The sequence below is a fragment of the Nonomuraea coxensis DSM 45129 genome (assembly GCF_019397265.1).
In the GTDB taxonomy this organism is placed as follows: Bacteria; Actinomycetota; Actinomycetes; order Streptosporangiales; family Streptosporangiaceae; genus Nonomuraea; species Nonomuraea coxensis.
This window is the reverse complement of the sequence record NZ_CP068985.1, coordinates 6,563,277-6,581,512: the sequence shown is the minus strand read 5'-3', so window position 1 is coordinate 6,581,512 and position 18,236 is coordinate 6,563,277. Positions and strand designations below refer to the sequence as shown.

The window sequence follows — 18,236 nt, the reverse complement described above, 5'->3', positions numbered from 1 at the left end:
GGTTCCCACCCGCGGGGCAGAGCTAGCCCGCATGGCGGGGGACACCGGGCCCCGCGTCCCTTACGCTGGAAAAGTTCACGGGCAGTAGGAGGTGTGCCGTGGCGAACTTCGCCGAGCGGCTCGATCTCGCGCTGACCAAGCGCGGATTCACCGGCGCGCAGGTCGCCTCCACGCTGACGGAGGCGGGCATCCCCATCACCCGCGCCTACGTCAGCCAGCTCCGCACGGGCAAACAGACCAACCCGACGCTCCAGGTGCTGCGGGCGCTGGCCTCCTGCCTCCAGGTGAGCGTGGGCTGGCTGGTCGGCGACGACCACCTGGAGTCCGGCGCCGTGGAGGACCTCCAGGTGCGCGCCGCCACGCTCGGCCTGTCCGCCTCGGGCCTGTCCGAGGCGTCGCTGAGCGTGCTGCGCGGCGTGGTCGAGCTCGCCCGCAGGGCCGAGGGCCTGCCCGACGAGCCCGAGCCCGCCGACGGCATCCCCGAGGCCGCCGCCCCGCTGACCGGCCCGCAGCGCCGCGCGCTCGGCCGCCGGCTGCACGGCCTGCGGCTGGCCGCCGACCTGTCGGTGGAGCAGGTCGAGACCGCGCTCGGCAAGGGCGCGGCGCCGATCGCCGCCATCGAGGAGGGCCGGCTCGCGCCGCCGCCGATCACCGTCGAGCGCCTGCTCACCCTCTTCGGCGTCGGCTCGCCGCCGATCCGCGAATACGTCCTGTCGCTGGCCCGCGGCGAGCGCGAGGCCGCCTGGTACGACGCGCACTCCATCCCGGTCTGGCTGGCCACCACCTACGCGCTGGAGCGGCGGGCCACGCTGATCCGCACCTTCCACACTCAGTTCGTGCCGCCGCTGCTGCAGACCGAGGAATACGCCCGCGCCGCGGTCACCGTGATGGGCCCGGCCACCCTCGGCCAGCCGACCGTCGAGGAGGCGCTCGCCCTGGTGATGGCCCGCCAGGAGGCGCTCAACCGCGACAGCGGCGTCGTGCTGTGGGCGATCATCGACGAGAGCGTGCTGCTGCGCTCGATCGTCGGCAGGCACATCCAGCTCCGCCAGCTGGAGACGCTGATGGACCAGGCCAAGCGGCCCAACGTCTCGCTGCACGTGGTGCCGATGGACGACCCCGCCTACGTGCCGCGCACCGGCCCCTTCACGCTCTGGCGCTTCGCGGAGGCGTTCGAGGCCGACGTCGCCTGCGCCCACGGCATCGACCGCGACGAGCTGCTCACCGACACCGGCGCGGTGGAGTCCTACCACCAGGCGTTCACCAAGCTGTCGGTGACGACGACCACCCGCGAGGAGACCGTCGAGCTGCTGAGCGCCCATTGCGAAAGGCTTTCGCGTTCGCTCGGTAAGTGATCGTTTTCTCGGCGGTCAGCCAGATATACCGAAAACTAATGGCATTTCGTGTTGTGTTCTCCCGCGCGGCGGGGATCATAAGGCTTGGGTCATCGAGTGGGGTCCGAAAGGACAACTTTTCCCGAGATTGTGGGCGAGGGGAAAGGGGCAACACTCAATGCGTCAGCGTGCCATCCGAAACTTGGCGAAGCTGGAGATGACCCAGGCCAGTGCCACCCGTATCCTCGACGCGGCCGCGGGTGGAAAGAACAACTTCGTGGCCGACCGGGACGCCGTACGGCGTTATGACCTGGCGGCTCCGATAACGACGAATGCCGCGCGGGCGGTGCTGCACCACGTGCGCCGTGTGGTGCGCTGGCTCGCCGCCGAGGGCGTCGAGCAATTCGCCGTCGTCGGCAGCGGCGTGCCCAGCGGGCTGCCCGCCGGGCGGCAGCTGCACGACGTGGCCCGCGACGCGCTCGCGGGCGGCCGGCCCCGCGTCGTCTACGTGGAGAACGATCCCATGGTGCTGGCCGGGGCGCGGGCGACCATCGAGCCCGTCACCGACCTCGTCCGCGTCGTCGAGGGCGACGTCCGCGACATCGACGAGATCCTCGACGACCGCGTCATGCGGACCTTCCTCGACTGGGACCGGCCCGTGGCGGTGCTGCTGCTGTCCACCCACAGCCTGAACGACGAGGAGTACTTCCACTACGTGATCAAGCGCCTCCGCCAGGCGGTGGCGGAGGGCAGCTACCTGTCGCTGCTGCAGACCACGTTCGACGCGGTGCCGCCCGAACTGCTGCCCGCCATCCACGACCTGCTGGCGATGACGCTGCCCGGCCACGCGATCCGCTCCAGGGAGGAGGTGGCGGCGCTGCTGGACGGCCTGGTGCTGGTCGATCCCGGGCTGGTGTGGGTCCCGGAGTGGCGGCCCGACGGTCACGACGCCGCCGGCCTGGACGACCCCGGCGCCTCGGGCACCTACGGCGCGCTGGCCCGCATCCCGTGAGCGGTCTCAGTCCCACCAGAACGACCACGTGTGGCCGCCGATGATCTGCTCGGCGTACCCCCGCAGGTCGCCGGCGCCCTGCACGACGTTGTCCGGGCAGAACGCCCAGTGCTCGGCCGCCACGTGCAGCGCGTGCTCCGGATCCACCGGTGGAGCCGCCACGCTCAGGTCGAGCGTGTTGAAGCCCACGCCCACCACCCGAGCCCCGAACCGCTCCTCCCAGCTCCGCACGACCGCCGCCATCGGCACCATCCACTCGTTGTGGTGCAGCGCCCCCTGCCAGCCCATGACGGCCAGCGCGTCCGCCCCCCGCGCCGCGGCGACCAGGCCGAGCGGCAGGCTCCGCGCGGCGAGCCGGCCCGCGTACCAGTCGGCGACCGCCTCGGGATCGGCCCTGAGCACGCCCGGCGGCGCCGGGCCAGGACAGATCGCGCCGTACGGCTCCAGCTCCTCCAGCGCGTCCGCCGGCATCCGCGCCACCCACTCCTGCCACACCTCGGCCATGAAGCCCTCGGCGGTGAAGTGGTCGACCTGCCGGGGATCGTCGGGGACGACCTGCCCCACCGCCCACGGCTGCGTGGACTCGTCCAGCAGCAGCGGCCACAGCCCGCTGCGCGGATGCCACGCGCGCATGAGCGCCCAGTCCTCGCCGGCGACCGGCTCGGAGCTCATCCAGAACGCGGGCGTCGACGCCTCGCCCTGCCCCGTGTAACCGGGATCGGGCCAGACGAGCTCGCCCGGAGGCAGCGGCGCGCCGAGGCCCCGTCCCCTGCCGCCGTCGGGGAACAGCCGGCACAGCTCACGTGGCAGCCGGTGATCGTTCATGCCCTACCGTTCCGATACCGAATCCTGTCTCGGAGATGGTAGTGCCGACGATCGCTCAGGCACCTTCCGGTGGTAAGGGAAAGGCGCGAGCTGCGACAATGAGGGCTGTGATCCGGTTTGATGCGGTCCTGTCGGACCTTGACGGTGTGCTGCGCCAGTTCGACCACGGGGTCCAGGCCGAGATCGAGGCCCGTTACGGCCTGCCGTTGCGGAAGACGGCCTTCGACCCCGCCCTCATCGGGCCGCCCACGCTGGGCCTCGCCACCGAGGCGGAGTGGGCGGAGTCCGTCGTCGCCGCGCTCGGCGGGGGAGAGGCGGCCCGGTCGGCGGTCGCCGAGTTCCTGGAGGTGCCGTTCTTCGTCGACGAGGAGGTCAGGGCGCTACTGGCGAGCGCGCAGCGGCACGTCCCCGTGATCCTCGTGACCAACGCCATGGACACCGTGGAGGAGCACCTCGACCGGCTCGGCCTCCGCCACTTCGCCGACGACCTGGTCAGCAGCTACCGGGTGCGGGTGGCCAAGCCCGACCCGCGCATCTACGAGATCGCCGCCGAGCGGGCCGGCGTGCCGCCGGAGCGCTGCCTGTTCGTCGACGACCGGCTGCCGAACGTCGAGGCCGCGACGGCCCTCGGCATGACCGGCGTGCACTTCCGCACGGCGGCCGACCTGGCGGCCGTGCTCGCCGGGGCGTTCTGACCTCTTACCCCGGCGGGGGTTGTTTCCGGCGCGGCTCGCGCCGGCCGCGCCGGAAACGCCTGCGGGACCGCCGTCCCCGGCTCGCTGCCCCGGCGAGCTGCGCTCCTCGCCGGGCAGAGCAGCCCGCCGGGGACGGCGGCGCGGGAGCGCCGGCCTAGTACCCGCCGTACGGGTTCTGGGAGGACGGCGAGGTGGTGGCGGGGGCGCTCGTTTTGTGCCCCGAGGGGTGCCTGGGGGAGGCGGGCGGGTTGGCCGCCGCGCCGGTGGAGGTCGGCTTCACGCCCTGCGGGGTGATGACGCCGATCAGGCCGTGCTTGGTGCCGTCGATGCCCGCGGAGAACCACAGGGAGCGCTCGCCGCCGGTGGCCGCGGTGCCCGGCTCCAGGTCCCACAGCCCCGGCAGCACGATCGGCCGGCCGTTCGCCGTGGTCAGCGCGCCGAGGTGACGGCTGCGCTTGTAGGCGTGCACGGTGCCGTCGCCGAAGTTGCCGACGAGCAGCGCGCCGGCGTACTGGCCCCAGCCCCTGGGCGCGGCGGTGATGCCCCAGGGGGCGTTCAGCCCGACGCGGGAGATGCGGCCGGTGACGCGGCCGGAGGCGTTGAAGCGGCTCACGAAGCCCTTGCCGTTGCCGAAGACCGGCTTGCCGGTGGACGGGTCACGCAGCGCGTACGACACCCAGATGTTGCCGTTGGCCACCGCCACGTTGTAGGCGTGGTAGTTGCCCGGCACCCCCGGGTCCCTGAACTGCCAGCGCGACAGGCGGATGCGCCGGAAGTCCTGGTCGAAGGCGTGGATGCGGCCACCGGCGAAGTCGGCGGCCAGCAGGAAGGCGTCGTCCTCGGTCTGGACGAGCTCCAGCCCCTTGTAGTCGGCGCCCCGGGTGAACGCGGCGATGACGGCGTTCTTCGGGTCCACCTCGGCGTTCCAGCCGGTGATGGCGCCGCTCGGGCTGGAGAAGATGAACGTGGCGGGCTTGCCCTTGACGGTGAAGCCGCTGCCGGGGTTGAAGACCTGGCCGGTGGGTGCTCCGCCCGGGATCCACACCTCGGTCTGCTCCTTCTTCCCGGTGCCGGAGTAGACCGTGGCGGTGCCCGTGCCCGTGTTGGAGACCCACAGTGTCTTGCCCATGGCCAGGCCCCACGGGTTGACGACCTTGGCGTCGGTGACCGGGGCTTTGCCCTGGACGTCCGACACAAGGTTGATGACGTCGAAACGAGTCCTGGTGGTGGCGTGTGCGGGAGTGGTGAGAGTCGCTCCCAAGACGACCGCAACAGCGCAGAGTGTGATGATGCGTGGCCGCATCCGTTGCCTCCTAGTTAGCGCTTGTGACGGGAGGTACGTGGACGGGCGGAGGCAGGTTCAGGTTCCGTCGCGGGGAAAAATCGTCAGACGCATTCGACCGCGTCAGATCGGGGAAGGGACAGGCATGAACGTGCTGGGCATCGACATCGGCGGTTCGGGGATCAAGGGCGCCCCCGTGGACACCGAGGCCGGCGAGCTGACCGAGGAGCGCCTGAGGATCCCCACCCCGGAGCCGTCGCGCCCCGACGCGGTCGCGGTCGCCGTACGCGAGATCCGGGAGCATTTCGCCTGGTCCGGGCCGGTCGGGGTGACCTTCCCCGGCGTGGTCACGGACGGCGTGGTGCGCACGGCCGCCAACGTCGACCGGTCGTGGATCGGGGTGGACGCGGCGGCGCTGTTCGGCGGGGCGAGCGTGCTCAACGACGCCGACGCGGCCGGCGTGGCCGAGATGGTGTTCGGCCGTGGGCGCGGGGAGCGGGGCACCGTGCTCATGCTGACCTTCGGGACCGGCATCGGCAGCGCCCTGTTCCGCGACGGCGTGCTGGTGCCCAACACCGAGCTGGGGCACCTGCAGCTCCACGGCAAGGACGCCGAGCACCGGGCCTCCTCCCGGGCCCGCGAGGAGCACGACCTGAGCTGGGAGAAGTGGGCCGAGCGGGTCCAGGAATACCTGGAGCACGTGGAGATGCTGTTCTCGCCGTCGCTCATCGTGATCGGCGGGGGCGTCAGCAAGAAGGCCGAGAAGTTCCTGCCGCACGTCACGCTGCGCACCCGCGTGGTGCCCGCCGGGCTGCAGAACGAGGCCGGCATCATCGGCGCGGCCCTGGCCGCCCGCCCCTGACCGGTGACCTGCCGATATTGGGATGCGCCTGCCGCGGGCGGTGAGGCACGATGGGCCGTTGGCCGCGCTCCTGCGGGGCTCAAATATCCTTGAAGCAGTATGGGAACGCCTTCCTTGTCCTCTCCGCTCGCCGACCTCCAGTCCCGCCTGCCCGAGCTCATGCCGCGCGACCAGCGGCGGCTGCGGCGCAGGCTCGACGGCATGCGCAGGATCCGCTCCCGCGACACCCGCGACAAGATCGTCGCCGAGATCCTGGCCGACGTCGAACGCGCCGAGCGGCGTCTCGAACGCCGCCGCGCGGCCGTGCCCGTCATCAGCTATCCGGAGCAGCTTCCGGTCTCGCAGCGCAAGGACGACATCCTCGCCGCGATCCGCGACCACCAGGTCGTGATCATCGCCGGCGAGACCGGGTCCGGCAAGACGACCCAGATCCCGAAGATCTGCCTGGAGCTGGGGCGCGGCGTACGCGGCCTGATCGGCCACACCCAGCCCCGCCGCATCGCCGCCCGCACGGTCGCCGAGCGCGTCGCCGAGGAGCTCGGCACCGGCCTCGGCGAGGTCGTCGGCTACAAGGTGCGCTTCACCGACCAGGCGAGCGAGCGCACCCTCGTCAAGCTGATGACCGACGGCATCCTGCTGGCCGAGCTGCAGAACGACCGCCTGCTCGACCAGTACGACACCCTGATCATCGACGAGGCCCACGAGCGCAGCCTCAACATCGACTTCATCCTCGGCTACCTCAAGCAGCTCCTGCCCGAGCGCCCCGACCTCAAGGTCATCATCACCAGCGCCACCATCGACCCCGAGCGCTTCTCCCGGCACTTCGGCGACGCGCCGATCATCGAGGTCTCCGGCCGCACCTACCCGGTCGAGGTGCGCTACCGGCCGCTGGAGGACGACGACGACCAGACCCAGGGCATCGTCAACGCCTGCCGCGAGCTGGTCGCCGAGGGGCCGGGCGATATCCTCGTGTTCCTGTCCGGCGAGCGGGAGATCCGCGACGCCGCCGACGCCCTCGCCAAGGCCGAGTTCCGCAACACCGAGATCCTGCCGCTCTACGCCCGGCTCAGCGCCGCCGAGCAGCACCGCGTCTTCCAGTCGCACACCGGCCGCCGCATCGTCCTCGCCACCAACGTGGCCGAGACCTCGCTCACCGTCCCCGGCATCAAATACGTCGTGGACCCCGGCTTCGCCCGCATCTCCCGCTACAGCCACCGCACCAAGGTCCAGCGCCTGCCCATCGAGCCCATCTCGCAGGCGAGCGCCAACCAGCGCAAGGGCCGCTCGGGCCGCACCTCCGACGGCATCTGCGTCCGGCTGTACGAGGAGGAGGACTTCCTCAGCCGGCCCGAGTTCACCGACCCCGAGATCCTGCGGACCAACCTGGCCTCGGTCATCCTGCAGATGACCGCGATCGGGCTCGGCGACATCGAGGCGTTCCCGTTCGTCGAGCCGCCGGACCGCCGCCAGGTCAAGGACGGCGTCAACCTGCTGCACGAGCTGGGCGCCTTCGACGCGCAGGGCCGGCTCACGCCGATCGGCCGCAAGCTCGCCACCCTGCCGGTCGACCCGCGGCTCGGCCGCATGGTGCTGGAGGCGGAGAAGAACGGCTGCCTGCGCGAGGTCATGGTCATCGCCGCCGCCCTGTCCATCCAGGACCCGCGCGAGCGGCCCGCCGACAAGCAGCAGCAGGCCGACGAGAAGCACCGCCGCTTCGCCGACCCCGACTCCGACTTCATGGCCCACCTCAACCTGTGGAACTACCTGCGCGACAAGCAGCGGGAGCTGTCCTCCAGCGCGTTCCGCCGGCTGTGCAAGGCCGAGTTCCTCAATTACCTGCGCGTCCGGGAGTGGCAGGACATCTACAGCCAGCTCCGCCAGTCGCTCGGGGTCCAGCCCGACAGCGCACCCGCCGACCCCTACCACGTGCACGTGTCGCTGCTGGTCGGGCTGCTGTCGCACATCGGCGTCAAGGACGTGCTCGACAAGCAGCGCCCGGCCGAGGGCGGCCGGCGGCCGATCCAGGAATACCTCGGCGCCCGCAACGCCCGCTTCGCCATCTTCCCCGGCTCCTCCCTCGCCAAGAAGCAGCCGCAGTGGATCATGTCGGCGGAGCTCGTCGAGACCTCCAGGCTCTGGGCGCGGGTCAACGCCAAGATCGAGCCCGCCTGGGTCGAACCCCTCGCCCAGCACCTGGTCAAACGCACCTACTCCGAGCCCCACTGGGAGAAGAACCAGGGCGCGGTCATCGCCCTGGAGAAGGTCACGCTCTACGGCGTGCCCCTCGTCGTCGGCCGCAAGGTCAACTACGGCCGCATCGACCCCGACCTGTGCCGCGAGCTGTTCATCCGGCACGCCCTGGTCGAGGGCGACTGGGACACCCACCACCGCTTCCTCAAGGACAACCGCAAGCTGCTCGGCGAGGTCGAGGAGCTGGAGAACCGCGCCCGCCGGCGCGACATCATGGTGGGCGACGAGGCCCTGTTCGACTTCTACGACCAGCGCGTCCCCGCCGACGTGGTCTCGGCCCGGCACTTCGACTCCTGGTGGAAGACGGCCAGGCAGCAGACGCCCGACCTGCTCACGTTCTCGCCGGAGATGCTGGTCAACGAGGGCGCCGACGTCAGCGCCCGCGACTACCCCGACACCTGGAAGCAGCTCGGCCAGCGGATGCGGCTGACCTACCAGTTCGAGCCGGGGGCCGACGCCGACGGCGTCACCGTGCACGTGCCGCTCCAGGTGCTCAACCAGGTCGGCTCCGACGGCTTCGACTGGCAGATCCCCGGCCTGCGCGAGGAGCTGATCACGGCGCTGATCCGCTCCCTGCCGAAGAACCTGCGCCGCAACTTCGTGCCCGCGCCCAACTACGCCAAGCAGGTGCTGGCCGCGGTCCGGCCGGGGGGCGAGCCGCTGCTGGCCGCCGTGGAGCGCGAGCTGCTGCGCCTGACCGGCGTCCGGGTGCCGCGCGAGGCCTGGCAGCTCGACCAGATCCCCGACCATCTGCGGATCACGTACCGGGTGATCGACGAGCGCAAGCGCACGCTGGCCGAGGACAAGGACCTCGACGCGCTCAAGCGCCGCCTCGCGCCGCGGCTGCGTCAGACGCTCGCCGAGGCCGGCGACGACCTGGAGCGGACGGGCCTGCGCACCTGGAGTTTCGGCAGCCTGCCGCGGGTGTTCGAGCAGGGCAGGATGAAGGGCTACCCGGCGCTCGTGGACGCCGGCGACTCCGTCTCCGTCAAGATCTTCGAGACCGAGGCCGAGCAGCGCCGCGCCCACTGGCCGGGCGTGCGCCGCCTGCTCCTGCTCAACGTCACCAACCCGGCCAAGTCCCTGCTGGCCGGCCTGAGCAACCAGGCCAAGCTGGCGCTGTCGCGCAGCCCGCACGGCGGCGCGGTCGCGCTCTTCGACGACGTGGTCAACGCGGCCGTCGACCAGCTCATGGAGGAGGCCGGCGGCCCCGCCTGGGACCCGGTCGCCTTCGACCGCCTCTACCAGCACGTGCGCGCCGACCTGCACGACACGGCGGCCGGGGTGCTGGCGAAGGTGGAGCAGATCCTGGCCGTCTGGCACGAGGCGGCGGCCCGCCTCGACGCCCTGCGTCCGAGCGCCGCCACCGACGACCTCCGCGACCAGCTCAAGCACCTGATCTACAAGGGGTTCGTCACGGCGACCGGCCACCGCCGCCTGTCCGACCTGCTCCGCTACATCCGCGCCGCCGAGCGCCGCCTCACCAAGCTGCCCGAGGACCCGTGGCGCGACCAGGAGTGGATGGACCGGGTGCACAAGGTCGAGGACGACTACCACGACCTGCTGGACAAGCTGCCGCCGGCGCGGCGCGGTGACCCTGACGTGACGGAGATCCGCTGGATGATCGAGGAGCTGAGGGTCAGCTTCTTCGCCCAGACCCTGGGCACTCCCACGCCGATCAGCGAGAAGCGCATCACCAAGGCGATGGACAAGCTCACGTCATGAAGATCGGCCGTGCGCGGCATGTCGATCTCCTCTGACTGGGTTGTACCGGCCTGTCGCGGGAGGCGGAGCCGAGCGTGCGAGAATTCCGGTTTGCGGTGGATTGCGGAGTGCAGGGGGATCGATGGTCAGGGCTGTGGTGTTCGACATCGGCGAGACGTTGATCGACGAGACGCGCATCTGGACGCGGTGGGCCGAGCGGATCGGCGTGAGCCACTTCGTGCTCATGGGCGCGCTCGGCGGCATGGCCGCGCTGGACCGGCCGCACGGCGAGGCGTTCGAGATCATCCGGCCGGGCATCGACCTCGTGGCCGAGGAGGCGGCGTGGGAGCGGGACGACCCGGACGGGCTGCGCAACCACTTCGACGGCGACGACCTCTATCCGGACGTCCGCGCGGCGCTTGGCGCGCTGCGCGAGGCCGGCTACCAGGTGATCATCGCGGGCAACCAGCCGCGCCGGGCCTATGACGCGCTGGTCGCGCTGGAGCTGCCGGCCGACTCCGTCCACACCTCCGAGGGGTGGGGGGTGGCCAAGCCGCAGCCGGAGTTCTTCGCCAAGGTGGCGGCGGTGGCCGGGAGAGAGCCCGGCGAGATTCTCTACGTCGGCGACCGGCTCGACAACGACGTGCTCCCGGCGGGCCGGGCGGGCATGCGCACCGCGCTCCTGCGCCGCGGCCCCTGGGGCTATCTGCACGCCGCGCGGCCGGAGGCAGGGGCCGCCGACGTGGTCGTCGACGACCTGCACGAGGTCCTGGCGGCCGCGCGGCGGCTGACGTAGCGGCGGTTGCGGGCTCACCTGAAGCCCGCCCGGCGTCTTCACCCGACGCCTTCACACGGGGGACGTCACGGGGCGTCCGTCACGCGACGCCTTCACTCGCGACGTCCTCGCCTCAGGCCCTCACCTGAAGTCCTCGTCGAGGTCCTCGCCGAAGTCGATGTGGATCGCCCGCTCCTCGGCCGACAGATCGCCGCCGTCGGCGCCCTGGTCCTCGGCCACTTCCTCGTCTTCCCGATCCGGCTCCAGGCCCTCGTCGGGCTGCGTGAGCCGGTGCTTCGAGCGCGGCTCGTGCAGGCGTTCGGGCGCCTCGCGCCACAACCGCTCGTCGAGCGTGTCCCGATGCCGCGGGTCGTCGGGGACGACCTCGTGGTTGAGCCCGAGGTCGTCGGTCCACTCCGAGACCTCGATGTCCTGTTCGTCGCTCATTCCGAACCGGTCCGGAGGTAGTTGACTCATAAGGTCCCCCTACCCCCGGACCGCGGCGAAATCCTAGGAATCTGCCCGCTTGAGGGCTTCGGTCAGCTCTTCCTTGTCCATCTGGGAACGGCCGGGGATGTCGGCGCGCTGCGCCTGCTCGTACAGCTCGGCCTTGGTGGCGTCCTCGGTGGTCCTGGAGGGCCCGCCGAGGGCCTTCAGCTCGGCGTTCCTGCGCTCCTCGAAGGCTCGTCCGAGCTCCTGGAGCCGCTTGTCGTCCGCGGATTTCCGCAGGGCGGGGAGAATGTCGCTCTCCTCCTCCTCGACGTGGTGCTGCACCGACTCGACGAGCTTCTCCAGGGTGGAGCGGAACTCGGGGGTGCCGGGGGTGGCCCGTACGAGCGCGTCGAGCAGGACCTCGGCCTCCTTGTGCTCCTCGACGCCGTGGTGGGCGTCGAGGCCGGGGTAGACGCGGTCCTCCTCGGCACGGGCGTGCGCGACCAGGAGGGCGTGCAGCTCGGCCACGGTGGCCTCGGTGTCGCCCTCGCCCTTCTTGAGCCGCTCGAAGAGGGATTCGACGGTCCGGTGGTCCTTCATGATCAGGGTGATGACGTCGGTTGCCATGGGGTCAAGCGCTACCCAAGGGAACGCCGTCCAATCGCCAGGTCACTCCAGCTCGCGCAGGCGCTCGCGGGTCCGCTTCAGCTCCTCGCGGAGCGCGGCGAGCTCGCGTTCGAGCTCCAGGATGCGGCGGATGGCGATGAGGGTCATGCCCTCGTCGGCCATGCGGGTGACGTGCTGGACGATCAGGACGTCACGGCGGGAGTAGCGCCGCTGGCCGCCCTCGGAGCGGCGCGGCGTGACCACGTCGTGCTGGTCGAGGCGGCGCAGGTAGGCCTGCTGGACGTTGAGCATCGACGCCACCTGCCCGAGGGAGTAGAGCGGGGCGTGCTCGTCGTCGAAGGGCAGATCGGCCATCATGACCTCCTCATGCTACGGGGGCGGACGGTGGCGTCCGCCCCCGCGCCGCGCGGGTCAGGCCCTGATGGCCTTGGCGTCGCCGCGCTGGATCTCGACCTTGCGCGGCTTGGCCCGCTCCAGCACCGGGATGCGGACGGTGAGCACGCCGTTGGCGTAGGCCGCGTCGATCCTGTCGCTGTCGAGGTGCTCCGACAGGTAGACCCGGCGGGTGAAGGTGCCCATGGGGCGCTCGCGCACGAACAGCCGCTCCTGCTCGCCGATCTCCTCCTCGCGGCGCGCGCTGACGCTGAGGACGCCGCGGTCCACGGTGACCTCGATGGAGTCGGGGTCGATGCCGGGGAGGTCGAAGCGCAGGACCACGTCGCCGTCACGGCGCAGGCCGTCCATCGGCATGGGTGAGCCGTTGTCGAAGGACTGCCGGGCCAGGCGGTTGAACTGCCGCTCGAACTCCTGGATGAACGGGTCGATCGAGGTGAGAAGCATGGTTGGGACCTCCTCGCTGCGCTCTTGGTTGTATCTAACCTCCAAGTACAGTTACAGGTTAGCTCCAGCGCGAGGGGAAGGCAAGTGAGGGAAGGAAACGCTGTCCGAAGGGCCGGCCTCGCGCGGGGGCCTACCGGCGGCGCGACAGGGCCGTGGCGATGGCGGGCGGCCCGGGACTCCGGCCCGTCGTGTCCCCGGGGCGGTCAGGCCGACAGCAGTTCGGGCCGGTCCCGGCTGACGAGCGCCGCGTACTGCCCGCCGGCCGCCATCAGCTCCTCGTGGGTGCCGCGCTCGGCGATCCGGCCGCGGTCGAGCACCACGATCTGGTCGGCGTCCCGCACCGTGGACAGCCGGTGCGCGATCGTGATCGTCGTGCGCCCCCGCGCCAGCGCGTCCAGCGCCTCCTGCACCGCCCGCTCGGTCTGCGTGTCGAGCGCGCTGGTGGCCTCGTCGAGGATCAGCACCGGAGGGTCGCGCAGCAGCGTGCGCGCGATGGCGAGGCGCTGTTTCTCTCCCCCGGAAAAGCGGTAGCCGCGCTCGCCGACCAGCGTGTCGTACCCGTCGGGGAGGGCGGCGATGTGGTCGTGGATGCGCGCGGCCCTGGCCGCCGCCTCCAGCTCCTCGTCGCTCGCGTCCGGCCGGGCGAAGCGCAGGTTGTCGGCGATCGAGGCGTGGAAGAGGTAGGTCTCCTGCGAGACCACGCCGACGGTCGCGCTCAGCGTCTCGAACGTCAGCTCACGCACGTCCACCCCGTCGATGGTCACCCGGCCGCCGGTGACGTCGTACAGGCGGGGCGGCAGGTAGCTCAGCGTGGTCTTGCCCGCGCCGGTCTCGCCCACGACCGCCACGCTCGACCCGGCGGGGACGGTGAGGTCCACGCCCCCCAGGGTGGGCGTGTCGCCGTAGGCGAACTCGACGCCCTCGAAACGCACCTCGCCCCGGACCCGCTCCAGCGTCCGCGTGCCGGGCCGGATGTCGATCGGCAGGTCCAGGTACTCGAAGATGCGCCCGAACAGCGCCAGCGAGGTCTGCACCTCCACGCCCAGCCGCAGCAGCGACACCGCCGGCCGGAACAGGCTCGTCTGCAGCGTCGTGAACGCCACCAGCGTCCCGACCGAGATGGCCCCCGTGTGGCCGACCGCCCAGTAGACCACCGCCGGCATCGCGGCCATGACGATCTGGATGGACGCCTGCCGCCACCGCCCGGACATGCTCATGCGTACGCCGAGGTCGGCCAGCTCGTCGGAGGCGCGGCCGAAGCGCTCGGTCAGCGCGTCGGAGCGGCCCATCGTCCGGCCGAGCAGGATGCCGCTGACCGACAGCGACTCCTGGACCATCGAGGCGATCGTGGCGAGCTTGCGCTGCCGTTCGGAGGTGATGCGCTTGCGCTCGGCGCCGACCCTGCGGCTGATCCACACGAACAGCGGCAGCAGCAGGAGGGAGATCACGGTCAGCCGCCAGTCGAGCGCGACCATGGCGGCGATCGTCGCGATCACGGTGGTGAGGTTCGAGACGAAGGACGAGGCGGTCGAGGTGACGACCTGCTGCATGCCGCCGATGTCGTTGGCGATGCGGGACTGCACCTCGCCGGTCCTCGTGCGGGTGAAGAAGGCCAGGGACATGCGCTGGAGGTGCGCGTACACGGCGATGCGCAGGTCGTGCATCACCCGCTGGCCGACCGTCGTCGAGATGAGCGTCTGCAGCACGTCGAACACGCTGGTGGTGACCGCCACCGCGATCATGCCGAGGGACAGCAGCGCGAGCAGCCCGGCGTCCCTGGCCGGGATGGCGACGTCCAGCACCTCGCGGAGGAGGAACGGCGAGGCGAGCGACACCAGCGAGGACAGCACGATGAGGGAGCCCACCAGGGCCAGCCGGCCGCGGTAGGCGCGGAACAGGGTGACGATGCGCCGCAGGGGCGCGCGTGGTTCCTCCGCCGAGTGGTGCTCCTCCGCCAAGTGATGCTCCTTTCAGATGCGCACTCAAACAGAGGTTAACTCATATTTGTTCCGGCTAAACTGTCGGCATGTTGCGTCCTGGAAGCTGGTCCAGGCCTACGGGTGAAAGTCCCGTCCGGGTAAGCACTGGAGCGCCCGGTAGCAGGCCCCGGTTCGTCGTGGAGACATGGCGGGCTGAGCGGGGTGTCGAGAGCCTCTTTGGAGGGAGCAAGCACGCGGGCCGTAGCGTTGAGCGAACCTTGCAGCCTCGTCACAGTCACAACGGAGAAGCCGAGCCGCTCATGTCACGGCGAAGGCCATGTCCGGCAGGCCTTGGTCCAGGGTCAGCCCGCCGGGTTCTTCCGGGGTACGGAGGATGGCACGTGTGCATGGTCTGGGCCGGAACAGGAGAGACCCGTCTGACCACGCCTTTCGTCGGGCAAGAGACCGGGCGTATAAGCCGATGGTGAAATCGTCTGGAGGGCAGCGGGAGTCCGAGGGGGTCGTAGTACCGGTGATCGGCGTGCAACATAACGCGCCGGGAGGGAAGGGCCCTCACTTTGATCATGCTTGTGGCGAGGGTAAGCGCAAGGGCATGACCCGTGAGAGCGGGTCCAACGACCCCGGCGGGCCATCGCCCGTCGTGCTGGACGGGCAGGGGTCCGTCCTGAACGTGCGACGACTTCAACGCAAGCTATGGACTGCGGCCAAGCAGTCGCCGGAGCGGCGTTTCCATGCCCTGTATGACCGTGTCCACAGAGGTGACGTGCTGTGGGAGGCGTGGGAACGGGTCCGGGCCAACAGGGGTGCCGCCGGGGTCGATCGAGTGAGCCTGGCGTATGTGCAGGAGGAGTATGGGGTGCGGCGGATGCTCGGCGAACTCCAGTCTGACCTGCGGGAAGGTCGTTATCGTCCCTCGCCGGTGCGGCGGGTGGACATCCCGAAACCACACGGCGGCAAGCGCCCGCTGGGAATCCCCACGATCCGTGACCGGGTGGCTCAGCAGGCCGCCAAGCTGGTGCTGGAGCCCATCTTCGAGGCCGGTTTTCTGCCGTGCTCGTTCGGGTTCCGGCCGAAGCGGTCAGCCGTGCAGGCCAAGGAACGCCTGCGGACGGGCTTCATCGAGGGCCGGGTGTTCGTGGTGGAATTCGACATCGTCAACTACTTCGGCGAGATCGTTCATGATCGGCTTCTTGCTGAAGTGGGACGGCGGGTGTCGGACCGGCGGGTGCTCAAGCTGCTGCGGCAGTGGCTTCAAGCAGGGGTGCTGGTGGAGGGGGAGGTTCGGCGGACGGTCGCGGGAACTCCTCAGGGCGGTGTGATCTCGCCGTTGTTGTCCAACATCTACCTGCACGTTCTGGACGCCGAGCTGACCAGGCTCGGGGTGGGCGAGTTGGTGCGGTACGCCGACGACGGCGTCGTGTTGTGCCGCAGCCAAGCCCAGGCCGGAGCGGCCCTGAGGGCGGTCGAGGAGATCCTCGCCTCGCTGGGGCTGAGGCTGCATCCGGGTAAGACGAAGATCGTTGACCTCAGAGAGGGCCGGGAAGGACTCGACTTCCTCGGCTGCCACTTCAGGGCCCGCATGTCGGGCCGGTTGTGGGAACAGAAGCGGATCGTCCGCTACTACCTGCACCGCTGGCCCGGCCAGGCGGCGATGAAGCGGCTCCGGTCCAAGGTCCGTGAGAGGACCGACCGCCGCCGGTCGGGAACGGATGTCCGTGACGTGATCGCGGATCTCAATCCGGTCCTGCGCGGCTGGGGCAACTACTTCCGGACCGGGAATGCCGCGTCCAAGTTCCGTCAGATCGACAACTACGTGGTGTGGCGCCTGCTTCGTTTGATGATCAAGAAGCGGGGGCGCAACCTGCGAGCCGGTCAGGTGGAGCAGTGGAACGAGGAGTGGTTCAACGGGCACGGCCTGTATCGCCTGCGTGGCACGATTCGCTATCCGAAGGCGGCGTAACCATGTCAAGAAGATCATCGGTAAGCCGTATGCGGGAAAACCGCACGTACGGAATTGAAAGGGGGATGGGGAACCGGGCCTTCACGGCACCGCGCCCCTGACTACCAATGGGTGAGAGGGAGCTGGCGGAGCTGATGCACCTGGTCAACCGGCGGCTGCGGCACGGCTACGTGCGGCGGCTGGTCCCGCTGGGGCTCAGCCCGAGCCACGCGCGGGCGCTGCGCGTGCTCGCGGCCGATCCGGATCGGCCGCTGCGCATGGTCCAACTCGCCGAGGAGCTGCGCATCGTGCCGCGCTCGCTCACGCCCGTCGTGGACGCGCTGGAGGAGGCGGGGCTGGTGCGGCGGCGTACCGATCCGGCCAACCGCCGTTCCACGCTGGTCGAGCTGACCGCGGCGGGGCGGGTGGCGGACGAGCGGACCCGCGACGCGCGCAGGCGGGCGGGCGAGGACCTGTTCTCGGTGCTCACGCCCGAGCAGCGCGAGCAGCTGGGCGAGCTGCTCGCCACCGTGGACGCGGCGGCGGAGGCGAGGGGGCGTGACCTCGATCAGGCCCGCGAAGGGTGATCGTCCCCCCGGATGACGTCATTCTGGCGTGCCCGAGATGATCGCGCCGCCGAGCACCGCGCCGGTGCACGGCGCGCCGGCCAGCAGCGCCGCGTACGGATAACGCCCGCGCGCGTCGTGCACCGCGAAGTCGGCCCGCGCCCCGGGGCCCAGCGTCCCGATCCGGCCGGCTCCCTGGTCCATGCCGAGCGCCCGCGCCCCGCCCAGCGTCGCCGCCGCCACCAGCCGGCGGTCCAGGGCGCGGGGGCGCAGCCCGAGCTCGCGGGCCCGCCGCCGTACGTCCGCCGCCAGCGCGAGCGGCCCGCCCGGCAGCCCGAGACAGCCGAAGGCGACGACGTTGCCCTCGTCCAGCAGGGCCAGCACGTCCGCCGCCGGATGCGCGGGGCCGACGGCCACGGCCGTGCGGCGCAGCCGCAGCAGCTTGCGCTCGCCGGGGTCGAGCGGCCGGGAGCAGATCGCGTGGCACAGCGGCCCGAGCACCCCGGCCTCGTCGAGGGCGTGGGGCGCGTGGGTGTCGAGGTCGGCCAGCAGCCGCAGCCCGAACGTACGGGCCAGCACCGCCACGTCCTCCAGCACCTGAGGATCCCGGGTCCGGGCGGCGAGCCCGCACCCGCCCTGGCGGTCGGCCTCGCGGATCATGGTGATGACCGCGTCCCGTTCGCGCGCCTCCCATTCCTCCTCGGCGGCGCTGCGCACCTCGACGTAGGCGATGCCGGGCAGCCCGGCGGGCTCGTGCGGGTCGCGGACCACCGCGGCGCGCGCGGTCACGCCGGGCGGGGGCGCTCCGGCGGCGCAGGCGTCCACCGCTCCGGCCACGATCGTCCCGGGCCAGCGGTGCTCGGTCTCGACGGGAAAGTACGCCAGCAGCTCCGCCCGCGCCCCCACCTGGAGGACCCGGTCGCCGCGGACCACCACGGCCCCGTCGTGCAGCGGCGCGGCGCCGACGGGCAGGACGACAGGAGCGGAGTGGAGCAGGACGGGCGCGGACGGACGCCGCCGGGCGGAGCGCGGCCGGGCAGGCCGGTCGAGCGCCGGTCCAGCTCGCCTCGCCAGCGGCATCAGCAGTCTCCGTCCGATAACCCTTCAGGGCATTAAACGTGAGCCGGGCCAGGGAATCAATCAGGTCCAAGTA

16 protein-coding genes are annotated in these 18,236 nt (G+C 71.1%); 8 read left to right on the top strand and 8 right to left on the bottom strand.

Annotation, left to right across the window (positions count from 1 at the left end):
* Positions 1-98: 98 nt before the first annotated feature.
* Both Nocox_RS30830 and Nocox_RS30825 read left to right on the top strand, forming a co-directional pair.
* Positions 99-1,355 carry a helix-turn-helix domain-containing protein gene (locus Nocox_RS30830; RefSeq protein ID WP_020546474.1) on the top strand — a complete coding sequence of 419 codons (1,257 nt, stop codon included), beginning with the start codon at positions 99-101 and terminating at the stop codon, positions 1,353-1,355.
* A gap of 181 nt (positions 1,356-1,536) precedes the next feature.
* Positions 1,537-2,346: an SAM-dependent methyltransferase gene (locus tag Nocox_RS30825; protein WP_246649616.1), complete on the top strand. Its 810-nt coding sequence runs from the start codon at positions 1,537-1,539 to the stop codon at positions 2,344-2,346.
* 6 nt (positions 2,347-2,352) lie between these two features.
* On the opposite strand, the gene Nocox_RS30820 is transcribed toward Nocox_RS30825, so the two are convergent.
* Positions 2,353-3,171: a DUF4253 domain-containing protein gene (locus Nocox_RS30820; protein ID WP_020546472.1), complete on the bottom strand. Its 819-nt coding sequence runs from the start codon at positions 3,169-3,171 to the stop codon at positions 2,353-2,355.
* Positions 3,172-3,278: 107 nt separating this feature from the next.
* On the opposite strand from Nocox_RS30820, the gene Nocox_RS30815 reads away from it, so the two are divergent.
* On the top strand, positions 3,279-3,866 hold the full coding sequence (locus Nocox_RS30815) for an HAD family hydrolase (RefSeq protein WP_020546471.1): 588 nt from the start codon (positions 3,279-3,281) through the stop codon (positions 3,864-3,866).
* Between the two features lie 154 nt (positions 3,867-4,020).
* On the opposite strand, the gene Nocox_RS30810 is transcribed toward Nocox_RS30815, so the two are convergent.
* On the bottom strand, positions 4,021-5,061 hold the full coding sequence (locus Nocox_RS30810; RefSeq protein WP_020546470.1) for a TIGR03118 family protein: 1,041 nt from the start codon (positions 5,059-5,061) through the stop codon (positions 4,021-4,023).
* A 232-nt stretch (positions 5,062-5,293) separates the two neighbouring features.
* Between Nocox_RS30810 and ppgK the strand changes: the two genes are divergently transcribed.
* From ppgK to Nocox_RS30795, 3 genes are all read left to right on the top strand, one after another.
* The gene (ppgK, locus tag Nocox_RS30805) at positions 5,294-6,010 is read left to right on the top strand and encodes a polyphosphate--glucose phosphotransferase (protein ID WP_020546469.1); all 717 of its coding nucleotides are present in this window, start codon (positions 5,294-5,296) and stop codon (positions 6,008-6,010) included.
* Positions 6,011-6,109: 99 nt separating this feature from the next.
* A complete protein-coding gene (gene hrpA, locus Nocox_RS30800) occupies positions 6,110-9,985 on the top strand; it encodes an ATP-dependent RNA helicase HrpA (protein WP_026215016.1) in 3,876 nt (1,291 codons plus the stop codon).
* 121 nt (positions 9,986-10,106) lie between these two features.
* Positions 10,107-10,760 carry an HAD family hydrolase gene (locus Nocox_RS30795; protein WP_033410831.1) on the top strand — a complete coding sequence of 218 codons (654 nt, stop codon included), beginning with the start codon at positions 10,107-10,109 and terminating at the stop codon, positions 10,758-10,760.
* A 120-nt stretch (positions 10,761-10,880) separates the two neighbouring features.
* Here the strand turns inward: Nocox_RS30795 and Nocox_RS30790 are convergent, their stop codons facing one another.
* The 5 genes from Nocox_RS30790 to Nocox_RS30770 form a co-directional block, all read right to left on the bottom strand.
* Positions 10,881-11,186, bottom strand: coding sequence for a DUF5709 domain-containing protein (locus Nocox_RS30790; protein WP_020546466.1), 306 nt, complete (start codon positions 11,184-11,186; stop codon positions 10,881-10,883).
* 63 nt (positions 11,187-11,249) lie between these two features.
* Complete coding sequence (locus Nocox_RS30785; protein ID WP_020546465.1) at positions 11,250-11,798, bottom strand: hemerythrin domain-containing protein; 549 nt, start codon at positions 11,796-11,798, stop codon at positions 11,250-11,252.
* 42 nt (positions 11,799-11,840) lie between these two features.
* Positions 11,841-12,155: a MerR family transcriptional regulator gene (locus tag Nocox_RS30780; RefSeq protein ID WP_020546464.1), complete on the bottom strand. Its 315-nt coding sequence runs from the start codon at positions 12,153-12,155 to the stop codon at positions 11,841-11,843.
* Between the two features lie 54 nt (positions 12,156-12,209).
* Positions 12,210-12,638: an Hsp20/alpha crystallin family protein gene (locus Nocox_RS30775; protein ID WP_020546463.1), complete on the bottom strand. Its 429-nt coding sequence runs from the start codon at positions 12,636-12,638 to the stop codon at positions 12,210-12,212.
* Positions 12,639-12,841: 203 nt separating this feature from the next.
* Positions 12,842-14,596 (bottom strand): ABC transporter ATP-binding protein, encoded by a 1,755-nt coding sequence (locus tag Nocox_RS30770; RefSeq protein WP_020546462.1) that lies wholly within the window; start codon positions 14,594-14,596, stop codon positions 12,842-12,844.
* 574 nt (positions 14,597-15,170) lie between these two features.
* On the opposite strand from Nocox_RS30770, the gene ltrA reads away from it, so the two are divergent.
* Entirely contained in the window at positions 15,171-16,538 is a 1,368-nt protein-coding gene (gene ltrA / locus Nocox_RS30765) for a group II intron reverse transcriptase/maturase (protein WP_084685883.1), read from the top strand.
* 107 nt (positions 16,539-16,645) lie between these two features.
* Positions 16,646-17,104: a MarR family winged helix-turn-helix transcriptional regulator gene (locus Nocox_RS30760; protein WP_020546460.1), complete on the top strand. Its 459-nt coding sequence runs from the start codon at positions 16,646-16,648 to the stop codon at positions 17,102-17,104.
* Between the two features lie 18 nt (positions 17,105-17,122).
* Here Nocox_RS30760 and Nocox_RS30755 read toward each other — a convergent pair whose 3' ends face one another.
* Positions 17,123-18,163 (bottom strand): amidohydrolase family protein, encoded by a 1,041-nt coding sequence (locus Nocox_RS30755; protein ID WP_020546459.1) that lies wholly within the window; start codon positions 18,161-18,163, stop codon positions 17,123-17,125.
* Positions 18,164-18,236 lie beyond the last annotated feature (73 nt).

What these genes read in the sequence shown, in the direction of transcription:
- Nocox_RS30790 (WP_020546466.1), bottom strand. Translation starts at nt 11,186, where the DNA reads ATGAGCGACGAACAGGACATCGAGGTCTCGGAGTGGACCGACGACCTC.
- hrpA (WP_026215016.1), top strand. Translation starts at nt 6,110, where the DNA reads ATGGGAACGCCTTCCTTGTCCTCTCCGCTCGCCGACCTCCAGTCCCGC.
- Nocox_RS30780 (WP_020546464.1), bottom strand. Translation starts at nt 12,155, where the DNA reads ATGATGGCCGATCTGCCCTTCGACGACGAGCACGCCCCGCTCTACTCC.
- Nocox_RS30785 (WP_020546465.1), bottom strand. Translation starts at nt 11,798, where the DNA reads ATGGCAACCGACGTCATCACCCTGATCATGAAGGACCACCGGACCGTC.
- Nocox_RS30820 (WP_020546472.1), bottom strand. Translation starts at nt 3,171, where the DNA reads ATGAACGATCACCGGCTGCCACGTGAGCTGTGCCGGCTGTTCCCCGAC.
- Nocox_RS30795 (WP_033410831.1), top strand. Translation starts at nt 10,107, where the DNA reads ATGGTCAGGGCTGTGGTGTTCGACATCGGCGAGACGTTGATCGACGAG.
- Nocox_RS30760 (WP_020546460.1), top strand. Translation starts at nt 16,646, where the DNA reads ATGGGTGAGAGGGAGCTGGCGGAGCTGATGCACCTGGTCAACCGGCGG.
- Nocox_RS30775 (WP_020546463.1), bottom strand. Translation starts at nt 12,638, where the DNA reads ATGCTTCTCACCTCGATCGACCCGTTCATCCAGGAGTTCGAGCGGCAG.
- ppgK (WP_020546469.1), top strand. Translation starts at nt 5,294, where the DNA reads ATGAACGTGCTGGGCATCGACATCGGCGGTTCGGGGATCAAGGGCGCC.
- ltrA (WP_084685883.1), top strand. Translation starts at nt 15,171, where the DNA reads ATGACCCGTGAGAGCGGGTCCAACGACCCCGGCGGGCCATCGCCCGTC.
- Nocox_RS30755 (WP_020546459.1), bottom strand. Translation starts at nt 18,163, where the DNA reads ATGCCGCTGGCGAGGCGAGCTGGACCGGCGCTCGACCGGCCTGCCCGG.